The organism is Microbacterium sp. GXF6406 (assembly GCF_054798215.1).
This window is the reverse complement of the sequence record NZ_JBSJZH010000014.1, coordinates 1-12,643: the sequence shown is the minus strand read 5'-3', so window position 1 is coordinate 12,643 and position 12,643 is coordinate 1. Positions and strand designations below refer to the sequence as shown.

The 12,643-nt window shown below is 66.4% G+C and carries 16 protein-coding genes; 5 read left to right on the top strand and 11 right to left on the bottom strand.

What is annotated here, in order from left to right:
* Positions 1-22: 22 nt before the first annotated feature.
* Entirely contained in the window at positions 23-250 is a 228-nt protein-coding gene (locus ACWAUG_RS09215; RefSeq protein ID WP_298036374.1) for a multidrug transporter, read from the top strand.
* Here the strand turns inward: ACWAUG_RS09215 and ACWAUG_RS09210 are convergent.
* The 9 genes from ACWAUG_RS09210 to idi are packed head-to-tail and all read right to left on the bottom strand — an operon-like array spanning position 222 to position 8,321.
* Positions 222-1,571 (bottom strand): cryptochrome/photolyase family protein, encoded by a 1,350-nt coding sequence (locus tag ACWAUG_RS09210; RefSeq protein ID WP_460802229.1) that lies wholly within the window; start codon positions 1,569-1,571, stop codon positions 222-224. The two genes, ACWAUG_RS09215 and ACWAUG_RS09210, sit on opposite strands and share 29 nt — an antisense overlap.
* Entirely contained in the window at positions 1,568-2,746 is a 1,179-nt protein-coding gene (locus ACWAUG_RS09205; RefSeq protein ID WP_460802228.1) for a ferrochelatase, read from the bottom strand. The genes ACWAUG_RS09210 and ACWAUG_RS09205 overlap by 4 nt, the downstream gene beginning before the upstream one ends.
* A 29-nt stretch (positions 2,747-2,775) precedes the next feature.
* On the bottom strand, positions 2,776-3,636 hold the full coding sequence (locus ACWAUG_RS09200) for a prenyltransferase (protein ID WP_460802227.1): 861 nt from the start codon (positions 3,634-3,636) through the stop codon (positions 2,776-2,778).
* Positions 3,626-3,943, bottom strand: coding sequence for a lycopene cyclase domain-containing protein (locus tag ACWAUG_RS09195; RefSeq protein ID WP_298036365.1), 318 nt, complete (start codon positions 3,941-3,943; stop codon positions 3,626-3,628). Before ACWAUG_RS09195 ends, ACWAUG_RS09200 begins: the two co-directional genes overlap by 11 nt.
* The gene (locus tag ACWAUG_RS09190; protein WP_298036363.1) at positions 3,940-4,284 is read right to left on the bottom strand and encodes a lycopene cyclase domain-containing protein; all 345 of its coding nucleotides are present in this window, start codon (positions 4,282-4,284) and stop codon (positions 3,940-3,942) included. Before ACWAUG_RS09190 ends, ACWAUG_RS09195 begins: the two co-directional genes overlap by 4 nt.
* Positions 4,281-5,843: a phytoene desaturase family protein gene (crtI, locus tag ACWAUG_RS09185; RefSeq protein WP_460802226.1), complete on the bottom strand. Its 1,563-nt coding sequence runs from the start codon at positions 5,841-5,843 to the stop codon at positions 4,281-4,283. The genes ACWAUG_RS09190 and crtI overlap by 4 nt, the downstream gene beginning before the upstream one ends.
* Positions 5,840-6,709 carry a phytoene/squalene synthase family protein gene (locus ACWAUG_RS09180; protein ID WP_460802225.1) on the bottom strand — a complete coding sequence of 290 codons (870 nt, stop codon included), beginning with the start codon at positions 6,707-6,709 and terminating at the stop codon, positions 5,840-5,842. Before ACWAUG_RS09180 ends, crtI begins: the two co-directional genes overlap by 4 nt.
* The gene (locus ACWAUG_RS09175; protein WP_460802224.1) at positions 6,706-7,755 is read right to left on the bottom strand and encodes a polyprenyl synthetase family protein; all 1,050 of its coding nucleotides are present in this window, start codon (positions 7,753-7,755) and stop codon (positions 6,706-6,708) included. Before ACWAUG_RS09175 ends, ACWAUG_RS09180 begins: the two co-directional genes overlap by 4 nt.
* Entirely contained in the window at positions 7,752-8,321 is a 570-nt protein-coding gene (idi, locus tag ACWAUG_RS09170) for an isopentenyl-diphosphate Delta-isomerase (protein WP_460802223.1), read from the bottom strand. Before idi ends, ACWAUG_RS09175 begins: the two co-directional genes overlap by 4 nt.
* Positions 8,322-8,405: 84 nt before the next feature.
* Between idi and ACWAUG_RS09165 the strand changes: the two genes are divergently transcribed.
* Positions 8,406-8,954: a MarR family winged helix-turn-helix transcriptional regulator gene (locus ACWAUG_RS09165; RefSeq protein ID WP_460802222.1), complete on the top strand. Its 549-nt coding sequence runs from the start codon at positions 8,406-8,408 to the stop codon at positions 8,952-8,954.
* Positions 8,955-9,163: 209 nt separating this feature from the next.
* Complete coding sequence (locus tag ACWAUG_RS09160; RefSeq protein ID WP_460802221.1) at positions 9,164-10,324, top strand: replication initiator; 1,161 nt, start codon at positions 9,164-9,166, stop codon at positions 10,322-10,324.
* A 48-nt stretch (positions 10,325-10,372) separates the two neighbouring features.
* Here ACWAUG_RS09160 and ACWAUG_RS09155 read toward each other — a convergent pair whose 3' ends face one another.
* Entirely contained in the window at positions 10,373-10,825 is a 453-nt protein-coding gene (locus tag ACWAUG_RS09155) for a GNAT family N-acetyltransferase (RefSeq protein ID WP_460802220.1), read from the bottom strand.
* Positions 10,826-11,189: 364 nt separating this feature from the next.
* Positions 11,190-11,591 carry a hypothetical protein gene (locus tag ACWAUG_RS09150; RefSeq protein ID WP_460802218.1) on the bottom strand — a complete coding sequence of 134 codons (402 nt, stop codon included), beginning with the start codon at positions 11,589-11,591 and terminating at the stop codon, positions 11,190-11,192.
* Positions 11,592-11,747: 156 nt separating this feature from the next.
* Here ACWAUG_RS09150 and ACWAUG_RS09145 point away from each other — a divergent pair, with 156 nt between their 5' ends.
* On the top strand, positions 11,748-12,077 hold the full coding sequence (locus ACWAUG_RS09145; RefSeq protein ID WP_460802217.1) for a hypothetical protein: 330 nt from the start codon (positions 11,748-11,750) through the stop codon (positions 12,075-12,077).
* A 2-nt stretch (positions 12,078-12,079) separates the two neighbouring features.
* Positions 12,080-12,592: a hypothetical protein gene (locus ACWAUG_RS09140; RefSeq protein ID WP_460802216.1), complete on the top strand. Its 513-nt coding sequence runs from the start codon at positions 12,080-12,082 to the stop codon at positions 12,590-12,592.
* Positions 12,593-12,643 lie beyond the last annotated feature (51 nt).

Below are 12,643 nucleotides of genomic sequence, written 5' to 3'. Positions count from 1 at the left end.
CACCCTCACTGAGGAGGACACGATGACGAGCACCGAGCAGACACCCGAGGAGAAGCGGCGCGATCAGCTCACGGCCGCTCCGGCGGCGACCGAGGCGGACGCCGCCCCGCGCATCGAGGTGACGAGGAGCGGCACGGCGACCCGCGTGGATATCCGGAACGATGCGACCGTGCGTCCCGGCCCCGGGCCGGGGATGCCGGAAGCGGACGCGGGACAGGACCTCAGCGCGCCGGACGCTGAGAGCTCTTGACCGCTTCATAGGCGTTGAGCGCCGCCTGACGCGTCGCACGCAGATCGACGATGGGCTCTCTGCTCGTCGCCCCGCCCCACCGGCGGATGTACTCGCCGTGCGGGTCGAATTTCTCGGCCTGCAGGATCGGGTTGAAGACGCGGAAGTAGGGTGCCGCATCGGCTCCGGATCCGGCGACCCACTGCCAGTTGAACGGGTTGCTGGCGGCATCCGCGTCGACGAGCGTGTCCCAGAACCATTCCTCCCCGATCCGCCAGTCGATGAGCAGGTTCTTGATGAGGAAGGATGCCGTCACCATGCGCACACGGTTGTGCATGTGCCCGGTCTCCCAGAGCTCCCGCATGCCGGCGTCGACGAGCGGGATGCCCGTCTCGCCGCGCTGCCAGGAGACGAGCATGTCGGGGTCGAGGGGCGGCCAGGGGAACGCGTCGAATTCGGGACGAAGATTATCGTCGGCGAGGGCGGGGAAGTGGAAGAGCGTGTGCCAGGCGAACTCCCGCCAGCCGAGCTCTGCGAGGAACCGGGCGGAACCGCCTACCTCGACTGCGGCGTGCCAGGCCGTATGGGGGCTGATCTCGCCCCAGCGCAGGCGGGGTGAGATCATCGACGTCGCGCCCGATGCCGGCTCATCACGAGCCCGGTCATAGTCGGAGAGGTCATCCTCGAGGAATTCGTGCAGGCGTGCGACCGCTGAGGGCTCGCCGGGTGTCCAGGCGGTGCGGAGCCCCGCGGCCCAGTCCGGCGCTGTCGGCAGAAGTTCCCAGTCGGTGAGCGCATCGGAGGCGATGTCGACCGCGGCCGGCGTCATTCGGGGCGGTTCGGGCAACGGCAGCCGCGGAGCGGGGAGAGCCTGACAGGCACGCCAGAAGGGGGTGAAGACCGAATAGTGCGTCCCGGCCCCGGTCTGCGCGGTCCATGGTTCGTGGAGGAGATTTCCGGCGTGAGAGTGCGCGTCGACACCCTCGTCGCGGAGGCCGCTCTTGAGCTCCGCATCAATATCGCGCTCCGGCTTGCCGTAGCGCCTATTCCAGTGGATGCCGCGCGCCCCGGTCTCCGTCACGAGCTGCCGGATCACGCGGACCGCAGGCCCCCGCCGCAGGACGAGGCGCACGCCGCGCTCGGCGAGTCGCTCACCCAGCGAGGTGAGCGAATGATGCAGCCACCATCGCGCGGCGCCGCCGAGCGCGCGAACGCCGGCGGATCCCTCGTCGAGAACATAGATCCCGATGATCGGCGCGCCGGTGGCGGCGGCCGTGTGCAATGCCGGGTGGTCCGCGATACGCAGGTCATCGCGGAACCACACCAGCACCGGGGCTGTCACGGTGCGACGCCCGCCGCAGCCGGTTTGAACCCGGCGCGCACGTTCTCACAGCATCCGGGGCGGCACACATCGAACCACGGGCCCAGCGACGTGCCGGTGATGCGATCGGCGGGGGCGACCGCCGCGATCCGCTCCTCGATCAGGTCCACGAGACCGCGCACGAAGATCGGATCGGCCCCCGGCGTGGCCGTGCGCGCCGCGCGAAGACCGGCTTCCTCAGCGGCTTCGAGCGCCTCGTTGTCGAGATCCCACATCACCTCCATGTGGTCGCTGACGAACCCGATGGGGGAGATGGCGAGCGCCGAAATCCCTTCGGCGGGCAGCTCGGAGATCCGGTCGCAGATGTCGGGCTCGAGCCAGGGCTGCGAGGCCGGGCCGGAGCGAGACTGGTACACCAGCTCCCAGGCGACATCCGCCAGACGTGAGTCCTGGGAGGCTGCGCGCTCCATCACGGCTGCGGCCACGGCGCGGTGCTGGGCCTCATAAGCTCCGCCGGAGCCGAAGTCCTGATCGCGGGGGCCGGAGCGCTGAGCGTCGGCGGTCGGGATCGAGTGCGTGGTGAACAGCACCCGGAGGGCCTGGGCGACGATGCCATCGTCGAGGAAACGTCCCAGCTCGTCGACGATCGACGCGACGAAGGAATCGATGAAGCCCGGGTGATCGAAGAACTGGCGGATCTTGTCGATCGTCACGGTACCGACGAGCTCGGTCTCTTCGAGGACGCGCGCGAAGTCCTCCCGATACTGACGGCAGCTCGAGAACGAGCTGTATGCACTGGTCGCAAGACCGAGCAGGCGCGTGTGTCCGTTGCCGGCTGCCTCGCGAACCGACTCGTCGAGATAGGGAGCCCAGTTGCGGTTGCCCCAGTAGACCGGCAGGGTCAGGCCGCGGTGCGCGATCTCCGCCTCGAGCGCCGCTTTCAGGAGGCGGTTCTGCGCGTTGATCGGGCTGACGCCGCCGAAGTGGCGGTAGTGGTGCGCGACCTCTTCGAGGCGTTCATCCGGGATGCCGCGGCCGCGCGTGACGTTGCGCAAGAACGGGATCACGTCATTCTGCCCTTCGGGGCCGCCGAAACCGGCCAGGAGGATTGCATCGTACGGCTGGGGCTGCGCCGCGAATGGCGCGCCGCAGACCGTCGCGGGTGAGGCATGGGGGACAGCAGTGGTGTCGTTCATCGGGATCTCCGAGGTCGAGGGACGGTTCATTACGCGGAGGTGATCGCGGTGATGATGAGGAGCATCGTGACGACGAAGCCGCACGCGTAGTTGATCCAGAGGAAGTGCTTCCAGCCGCGGTTCGCGGTTGCGGAATCGGCGTCGTCGACGCGCCAGAACGGGCCGGCGGCGATCAGGTAGGGGATCGCGAGCACAGCGGCCCATGCCGCGGGCGGCCCGGTCGTCAGCATCAGGACTCCTGCCGCGGTCCAGAACAGCTGGGCGACGCGGACGGTCCAGGCGGCGCCCAGCACGGTGGCTATCGAGGCGATGCCTCCGTCGCGGTCGGGGACCACGTCCTGCACGGCTCCGAAGGCGTGGCTGGCCATGCCCCAGAGGAAGAAGGCCACGAGGATCGTGATCGATCCGGCATCCGGAGTGCCGCCGGCGAGCAGGAGCCCGAACAGCGCCGGGCTCACGAAGTGCGTGCTCGAGGTGATCGAGTCGAGGAACGGGATCTCCTTGAAGCGGAACGGCGGCGCCGAGTAGGCGTAGACGGCGAACATGCTGATCGCGAGGACGAGCCACGAGACCGGGTCGCCCACGATCACGAGATACATGAGGAACGGCAGGCACGACAGCCCCGCCGCGATGAGCACTCCGCGGTGGCGGCGTGGGTCGAGAAGTGCGCCCTCGACACCGCCCTTACGTGGATTCTTCAAATCCGAGGCGTAGTCGAAGACATCGTTGATGCCGTACATCGCCAGGTTGTAGGGGATCAGGAAGAAGACGGTTCCGATCACCAGCGTCAGGTCGACCTCTCCCGATACCAGCAGATAGGCGGCTGCGAACGGGAAAGCGGTGTTGATCCAGCTGATGGGGCGGGATGCGGCGATGAGATCAGTGATCATGACGGCTCCGGAGGAAAGCCCACAGTGCGGGCAGAAGGATCAGGGCGGCGAGGGGGTAGGCGAAGTCTTCGAGTGGAGCGAGTCCGATCCGCAGACCGATGATGTGCTCATCGGCGTACGTGAACAGCCCGACGGCGATCATGACGGTGTCGAAGACCGCCGTGAGGATGAGGAGGGCTGCCCCTCCGAGGAGAAGAGCAGGCAGCCGCACGCCCGCTCGGCGCGGGTGCCGGGTGCGTGCGCGCAGGATGAGCGCGCTGACCCCGGCTATCGCGAGGAAGATGCCGGCAAGAAGCAGATAGGTCATCGCTCCGCCTCGCCGTGCCCGCTCGCGCGTCGGCTCTCGAGCAGACGCTGAGTTCCCAGCACGAGCACCATCGTCACCTCGCAGAGGAACAGCAGGAAGATCGGCTCCTCGAGCGGGAGTTCCGGGGCGAGCATGATGCCCAGCAGGAAAGGGCTGTCACCGCGGGCGAAGATCGACAGGCCGATTCCCGCGGCATCCCAGGCGAGGAAGAAGGCCAGCCCCACCCCGAGCACGAGAAGCGCCGAGGGGAGCGACCGCCCGAGGAAGAGACGGAAGCGAATATCGACCGCGACGACGCAGCCGAAGCTCACGAGCAGCGCGAGGAGATATCCGTAGGTCACGCCGCTGTCTCCGTGGGGCCTGCGCTCTGATCGTCGCGCATGCGCTTGAGCACCAGTTCGGCGCTGATCAGGCACATCGGCAGCCCCACACCGGGCACCGTGGTCGCCCCGGCGTACAAGAGCCCGTCGACCTTGCGAGAGCGTGTGCTGCCTCGGAAGAACGCGCTCTGTTGAAGGGTGTGCGCGGGACCGATCGCGCCGCCCCGCCAAGAGCCGTACTCGCGCTCGAAGTCGGCCGGTCCGATCGAGTGGCGGACGACGATCCGATCCGCGAGGTCGGGGATTCCGGCCCACTCGGAGATCTGCGCGATCGCCGCGTCGACCGTGCGCTCGACCCGCTCGTGCCCCGCTCCATCGTCGCCACCCGAACCGATGCCCGGGTCAGCCGGGACGGGCACGAGCACGAACAGGTTCTCGTGCCCGACCGGGGCGACCGTGTCATCCGTCGCGCTCGGACGGCAGATGTACAGCGAGGCCGGGTCGGGGATGTGCGGCTCGTCCCCATAGATCGCGTCGAAGCCCTCTTCCCAGCGGTCGGCGAACAGCAGCGTGTGGTGGGCGAGCTGGGGGAGTTCTCCCTCGACGCCGAGAAGTGCGAGGACCGCACCGGGGCCGGGGTTTCTCTTCTTCCACCAGCGGGTCGATGTGCTGCGGTGCTCGGGCTTGTCGAGCAGCGTGTTCTCCGTGATGTCGAGATCCGCGGTGGAGACGACGACATCCGCATCGAAATGCACGGATGCCCCGTCGCGAACCGCGTCGACGCCCGTCGCGCGATTGTTCTCCACCGTGATCCGCGTCGCGCGCGTGCCGGTGAGGATCTCAACGCCATGCGCGCGTGCGAGCCGTTCGATCGCGAATATCACGGTCGAGAACCCGCCCTGCGGATACAGGACGCCCTGATCCACGTCGAGATGGCTCATGAGGTGGTACATGCTCGGTGCAGCGGCCGGTGATGTGCCGAGGAACACCGACAGGTATCCGAGCACCTGCTGAACGCGCTTGGAGGGTGAATGCGCGGCGATGAAACGGTCGAGCGGCTGTGCCAGCAGACGCAGGAGACGCGGGAGGCGCTTCACCGTATCCGCATCGACGAGCCCGGTGAGCGAGGAGAAGTTCGTGTACAGGAACTGCTTCGTGGCGATGTCGTACGTCTCGGCGGCCGAGTCGAAGTAGCGGGTGAGTCCCTCGCGGGATGCGGGATCGAGATCGATGATCGCCTCGCGCGCACCTTCTGCGGGCAGGTCGAATCGCTCAGCATCCCCTTCGAAGTAGACCCGGTACCCCGGGTCGAGGCGCACCAGATCGAGCTCCTGCTCGGAGGAGGAGCCGAGCATGCGGAAGAAGTGGTCGAACACCTCGGGCATGAGATACCACGACGGACCGGTGTCGAAGGTGAAGCCGTCGCGCTGGTAGCGGCCGGCTCGTCCGCCGAGCTCGTCGCGCGACTCGATGAGCGAGACGGAGTGACCGTCGGCTGCGAGCAGTGCTGCTGTGGCGAGACCGGAGATACCGCCGCCGATGACGACGATGCGCTGGGGCGCGGAGGGTGCGGGGGTCACGAAGAGTTCCGTCCAGATAGGGCGCGGGCGAGAATGCGAAGCTTGACGGATGTCGGAACCGAGACGCGGCGCGTGCGCAACTCCGTGGCTGGAGTCGCACGGATCTCCGTATTGAGCCGTCCGAAGAGATCGGCGGCGGCGGTCGTCGCCCGCCGGGACCGGCGGGGCAGGCGGCTGATGGCGAGGCGCGCGACGCGGAGGTCCTCTTCGATCTCGTCGGCGACGGCATCCTTGTCGGCATCGCTGAAGGAATCCGGATCGAATGCCGGCAGATAGGTCCGGCCCAGTCGGTCGCAGTCGTCGCCGAGGTCGCGGAGGAAGTTCACCTTCTGGAAGGCGGCGCCGAGCCGGCGGGCGCCCTCGTCGAGGCCATCGTCGATGCGGATGCCGCGACCTTCCTGAGCGAAGACGCGCAGGCACATGGACCCGACGACCTCGGCAGAGCCGTGGATGTATCGACGGTAAGCGGCGTCGTCATAGACGGCATCCTCATCGAGATCCATCCGCATGGAGGCGAAGAACGGGATGACGATGTCGCTCTGGATGCCGGTCTCCCGTGCAGTCGCGGCGAAAGCGTGCACGACCATGTTCGCGCTGAACCCGCGGGCCATCGCCCGCAGCGTCTCCGCCTCGAGCTCATCGAGCATCTCCGCCTTCTCCGCGGGGGAGAGGCCGGCTTCGGCCGCCGGCCCGTCGACGATCTCATCCGCGATGCGGACCAGGGCGTAGATATCGGCGATCTGTCCGCGCGACCTCGGAGTCAGCAGTCTGCTGGCGAGTCCGAAGGATGTCGAGTACGCCGTGATCACCTGCGCGGATGCGGATCGAGCTGTACGGGTGAAGAGATCGAGACCGGTGAGGGTCATGACTCCCTCTCCGCACAGCGACGCGCGATCGCGCGCAGTTCCTGGCGCAACGGCAACGGCAGGGAGGAAGCATCGATGCGAGCGGCGACCTGGTCGCCCTCGTGGGTCAGCAGTCGCTCGATCTCCGCGGCCGCACCGGAATCGACGATGGCCTGGCGCAGAAGAGCCACATCGCCCGCATCGATGCCCCGGCGTCCGAAGAGATGGCTCACCCGAGCCCACTCGGCCGAATGCTCGGCATGGGCGATCAGCAGTGTTCTCTTGCCCTCGCGCAGGTCGCCGTCGATCGACTTGCCCAGTGTGTCCGGGTCGCCGAAGACGCCGAGAACGTCATCGCGCAGCTGATAGATGAATCCGAGCGCTGCACCGATCTGGGAGAGCTCGGCGGATGCTTCGGCAGAGGCCCCGGCGAGAGCGGCGCCAATGCGCAGCGGTGCGGAGAACGTGTAGTGGGCCGTCTTTTCGGCCATCATCCGACCGATCTCCGCCGCGTCGGGGCGCATGGCTCCGACCCCGTAGCCGACATCGGCGAGTTCGCCGGCGGCGGTGACGAACATGCTCTCATCGAGGATCTCGTGGATCTCGACACGAGCGGGGCTGTTGATCCGGGCGGCGAAGGCATGCACCGCGCTGATGAGCAGATCTCCGCCGAGCACGCCGGCCGTGTCTCCCCAGGTGCGGCTGTGCTCTCCGCCCAGGCCCGACTCCAACGCATCGGCGACGAAGCGCCCCTGAAGGTTCGGCTCGCCGCGACGGACGAGGTCTGCGTCGAGGACGTCGTCATGGAACAGGAGGGCCGTGTGCATCAGCTCGGTCGCGGCGGCAGCGGTCAGAGCATCCTCCGGCGCATTGCCGCCCAGCGCCGTGTGCGCGAGCAGAACAAGGCCAGGGCGCAGCCTCTTGCCACCGCGGGAGGCATCTCGCATGCGTCGCCACAGCAACTCGTACTGGCTGCCCGAGGCGCCTGCTCGCGCGATCCTTTCGGCATAGAAGGTGTCGAGAACGGCGTCGACGGCGACGCGGGCGTCGGTGCTCGTGAGCATCATCGGGCGACCTCCAGCCCCCATGAGATCATCGACGAGCTCGGCAGGGCAACCATTTCGCGGATCTGGTCGACCATCCACGGGCTGAAGGCCCAGGGCGTCGACTCGATCCCCTGGAGCAGGTGCTCCGGTCGCGACCACTGCGTCTGCATGACCTCGGCGGGATCGGGGGTGACTTCGGAATCGATGACGGCGGCGTAGACCGGGCAGATCTCGTTCTCGACGATTCCCGATGCATCGACGGCCCGGTAGCGGAAGTCCGGGAGAACGAGCTGCAGATCGCGGATCTGCAGTCCGAGCTCTTGCTCTGCCCGCCGGTGGACGGCTTCGGGGATCGGCTCGAAGGGCTCGGGGTGCCCGCAGAACGTATTCGTCCACGTCCCCGGCCAGGTCTTCTTCGTCAGAGCCCGCCGCGTGAGCAGCAGGCGATCGCGCTGCGCGTCGACCACGTAGCAGGAGAAGGCGAGGTGAAGGGGTGTGGCCTCGCCATGCACCTCAGACTTCAGCGCAGCGCCGAGGGGGGACCCGTCGTCGTCGAGGAGAATGACGCGTTCTTCTGGTCCGCTCATGCTTGCTCCCTCAGTAGATCCGTTTATTTCTTATCTCAGTAAACATTAAACCTAGTTTAAGTTCAACCCGGTTAGGATGATCATGTGAGTGATGACGCGACAGCTTTCTCGATGCTCGACCCACGGATCATGGACCCCGATGGGGAGATCGTCGACCGCTCTGGCCTCAGCGCGGAGGACGTCGATGAGGTAGTGGCCGTGCTCGAGGCGATGAACGAGTGGCGAGACACGGAGCGCAGCATGAGCGAGGCGTCCCGCCGCTACATGCGCCTCGGCGACACAGACATGCGGGCTCTGCGCTTCCTCATCGCACAAGAGCGCAATGGTCAGGCCTCCACGCCCGGATCGATCGCAGCCCACCTGGGCGTGACGGCCGCCGCGACGACAAAGCTCCTGGATCGGCTGGCCGCCGGCGGGCACGTGACGCGCGCGCCCCACCCCGATGACCGCCGAAGCACATCGATTCACGTGACAGCCGAAACGCGGCAGTCGGCGCGCGCCAGTGTTGGACGCAGCCACGCTCGACGCTTCGATGCGATCGCCCAGCTGAGCTCCGCAGACCGCGCAGCCGTCCTGCGGTTCTTCCGCGGCCTGATCGACACCGCCGAATGGGTTCAGCACGACGAAGAGTGAACCCATTCGACAGGAGAACGAAAAAGCCCCGCATGTCTCAGACGTGCGGGGCTTTGCTGTGGGCGATGCCGGACTCGAACCGACGACCTCTTCCGTGTGAAGGACTCGGAACCTGCTGTGCAGCGGGTTCCACGCGGTGATTTCGTTGCATCTGCTGCGGTGATCGGTCGTCGTCTGCACGGTGGGGGTGCGCCGGGGGTGCGCACGATATGACCTCCACGGGCACATCTGGCCTACCGTCCGATGATGTCCTCGCCGCGATCCGCTCGCACATCTGCGCCCGTCCGTACGAAGTTGAGCCTGGCCGGTTCATTCGGTGCCAGTCTCGTCGTACAGCGGTGTGTCCGTCGTGCGCCGGTCTATATCGCGGCGATTGGCAGCGCATTGCACGGTCGGGCATCTATGACGCAGACGGGCATCCGCTCGTCGGGTATCGGTACTTCTTCATAACCCTGTCCGCTCCCTCGTTCGGCTCGGTGCACCTGGTGCCGAAATGGGAGCGTGACGCGGGCAAGCGTTGCAAGTGCGGGCAGACTCACGGACACGACGACGTGCACCTACGCGGACTGCCGATTGACCAGGACTCGTACCGGTATGAGGATCAGGTGCGGTGGCACGGGGCGCTCGGGCGGCTGTGGAAGTCGGCGGCTACGGCGATGCGGCGGCTCTGCCCGGGCGCCGAGTACTACGCCGTCCGAGAGTTGCAATCACGTATGGCGCTGCACGTTCATGCCGTTGTACGAGTGCCGGCCAGGACTGCGGTCGATGCTGAGGCGATGGGACATGCTGCGCGTATGGCGACGGCGACGCATCCGGTAACGGGCGAGGTTGTCGAGTGGGGCAAGCGGGGTGTGCAGGATCGCGAGATTCGAGCGCGGATCACGGAGTCGGACGACGTTACGCCGGACATGTCGCGAGCTGCTGCACGCATCATCTCGTACGTCTCGAAGTGCCTTGCGTATTCGACCAAGGACATCACGCCGGGGGAACGTGACGAAACGGCGACGCCTGAGCGGGTCGAGTTCGTCAAGCGGATGCGGCAGGCCGCGCGGCTCGGGGTGCGTTGCGTGGACTGCCCTCGTGGTGGCCCATCGGATTGCCCTCGACGGGCGCACGACAACCTCGGCTATGGCGGTCACGTCGTGACTGTTTCGCGTCCGACTGATCAGCGTGAAGGGTGGTCGCTGTCGCACCTGACTCGGAAACGACTGCGGGAAGAACGCGCGGCATGGATGGAGGCGAACCGGCCTGCTGACGTGGGCGGCGGGCTGAGCGATGGTGATGTGAGGTTGGCGGAGTGGCTGGCCGAGCAAGCAGCGCGGCGTGCTCGGGAGGCTTGGAGCACTCGGGAACATGCGCGAGCACCATAGGGTCACCGGCAGCCGGTACCCAATCGAGACCTGGTGAGGAGCCGCTCGTCAGGAAATGGGCTTCATGTCATACGTCACCCAGGGCGTCGCGACTGCGTGCGAGTCATACACTGACCGAGCCGACGTATTGTCGGCAGCCGTGATCCATCGCACGACGCTGCCCCCGCCCGCACCTGCACGCTCTGCCGCATACGTGAGCAGCGCGCTAGCTGCTCCAGTCCCTCGCGCCGTTGGTGCAGTGAAGAGGTCGTCGAGATACAGACCCATCGTCGCCGAAGATGGACGAGCAAACCATCGCAGATTTGCCAGCGCGACGGGACGGTCGGCGTCATCAACGGCCACCAGCCCCAGCAGCCCATGCTCGCCATCGCGAACCCACTGCCACGTTGTTGACACCGCGCGCGGATCCTCGGGAAGCCGATAAAACGCTCGATACCCCGCGTAAAGCTCCGCCCATGCGCGCTCGTCACCGGACTTCACCATTCGAACTGTCACACTCACCCGGCCACCCTACCGCGCAAGAGTTGACGACTGCGGCGGTCAGCCCTAGTCGGCGTGCTCGCGAGGGCATGATCTCGAAGGCAAGGGCCGCTTGCGGCGCGCGGCAGCGCTCTTGCGGACGGATTGGCGTCGAGAGCGCCACAGGCGGGGCGGCGTGACCGGTGCGAGGGTGGTTCGGGCGCGGCGTGACCGGCGAAGCCGCACGCGCGCCGCGCCCGAACCACCCTCGCGGGCGCGTCAGCGCCCGCTCTTGTCCATGTAGAGCGTTTTGGCACGGAACGGCCGAACTCGCGCCAGCGCTCCCGCATCGCGGCAACAAAAAGCCCCTGACCTGCGAACAGGCCAGGGGCGGAGAACGCGCCGATTAGTCGGGCAGATCATCGTAGGTCAGCGGGTCATGTGCCCACCGACCGATGGATGCTTGCCCGATCGTGCCGATGGGGGGTGCTGTCTGGTCGTCAAGGGTGCCATTGAGGGCGCGTGCACATTCTCGCTGTGAGAGGTGGCCTCCCAACAGTGCGACCTCGACTGTGAGGCGCTGCGCAATCTCAGCATCCCGCCTAACGATAGCCAGGCTCGACAACGCATCACCCAGGCGGTCGCGCGGGGTGCGGCCCTTCGCTGTGACCACTTCGCCCATCGCTTGCCTCGCAGTCGCGATGATGCGCTCGAAGTATGGCGCGAGGTTGCTGGGATCGTCGGCCAGTCCGGGGGCGACGTAGTTGCGTGTTGGTTGATATGTAGGCGGAAGCTCGTTGGCGCTCATGTGGGCAACGTTAGCAGAGTGCTCCAAGTTGGCGCAGTTGCACGTAGGTAGACCTTGCAAACACAAAGATTCGGGACGATTATGTGAACCAGCGTGGTTCGGCGTGATACGTTGCCGGTGTGAACCAAACTGGTTCACTTCAACGAGAGGAACACCATGTTCAAGATTGACGAGTCCGAAGATATCCGCGCACTGTCGTTTCAGCCGAAGATCGCAGATCGCAAGACGGGTGAGCAGAAGATCGACCGGGTGAGCAATCTGCCCGTGTGGTCTGTGACTGCGCTGAAGATGAGCGATGACCCACTGGAGAAGCCTGAGTTGATCACGGTCTCCATAACGTCCCGTACGGAGCCGGAGATTCTGCCGCTGGCGACGGGCTTCGAGGGCTTGGAGGTCGGCAACTACGCGATCCCCGGCGACGGTGGCGGCATTCAGGCTGCTGGCCTGTTCTTCCGGGCATCCGCTCTCGTGTCGCTGGAGGCCTGATTATGTCCAAGCTCATTCAGGTCGCGCGTCGCGTGACGCTCGGTGCGTTCGCTGCTGCTGCGGTGGTCGTGGTGCTGGCAGCGTGTTCGGCGGCTGCGCCCGTTGAGGTGGCTACTCCGGTGCGGGAGGGCGCAGAGGTGCAGATTCGCACACTTCCTGGGGAGGAGTACGGAATTCGTCTCGGTGAGGTGATCGAAGGCAGCGAACCGGGAACGGCAAAGGCTGAGGTGTGGCTGCCGTCCTATGGGGGCGGCGGGGTTTGGTTCCGTGTCTCAACTATCGAAGGAAATTCGCCGTTTCTGAGCACTCTGTGCGAGGGGGCGGTGCTGTTCTGGGGCGAGATTCGTCTTGATGGTAGCGACTCCTGCGGATTCTCCGTCGCGATGAAGGGCGATCTACGAGAGGGAGTGACGGTCTCATTGACCGATGTACCGGCGAACTCGTCGGTTCACTACGAGGTTGAGGTCCGCTCGCTCGGAGATGGGGAAGGAGTTGAGTCCCGCATAGTGGTGTAGCGCACGGTGGTCCGGTACGTCGTTCCCGACGTAGACGCGGTCACCGTGTGA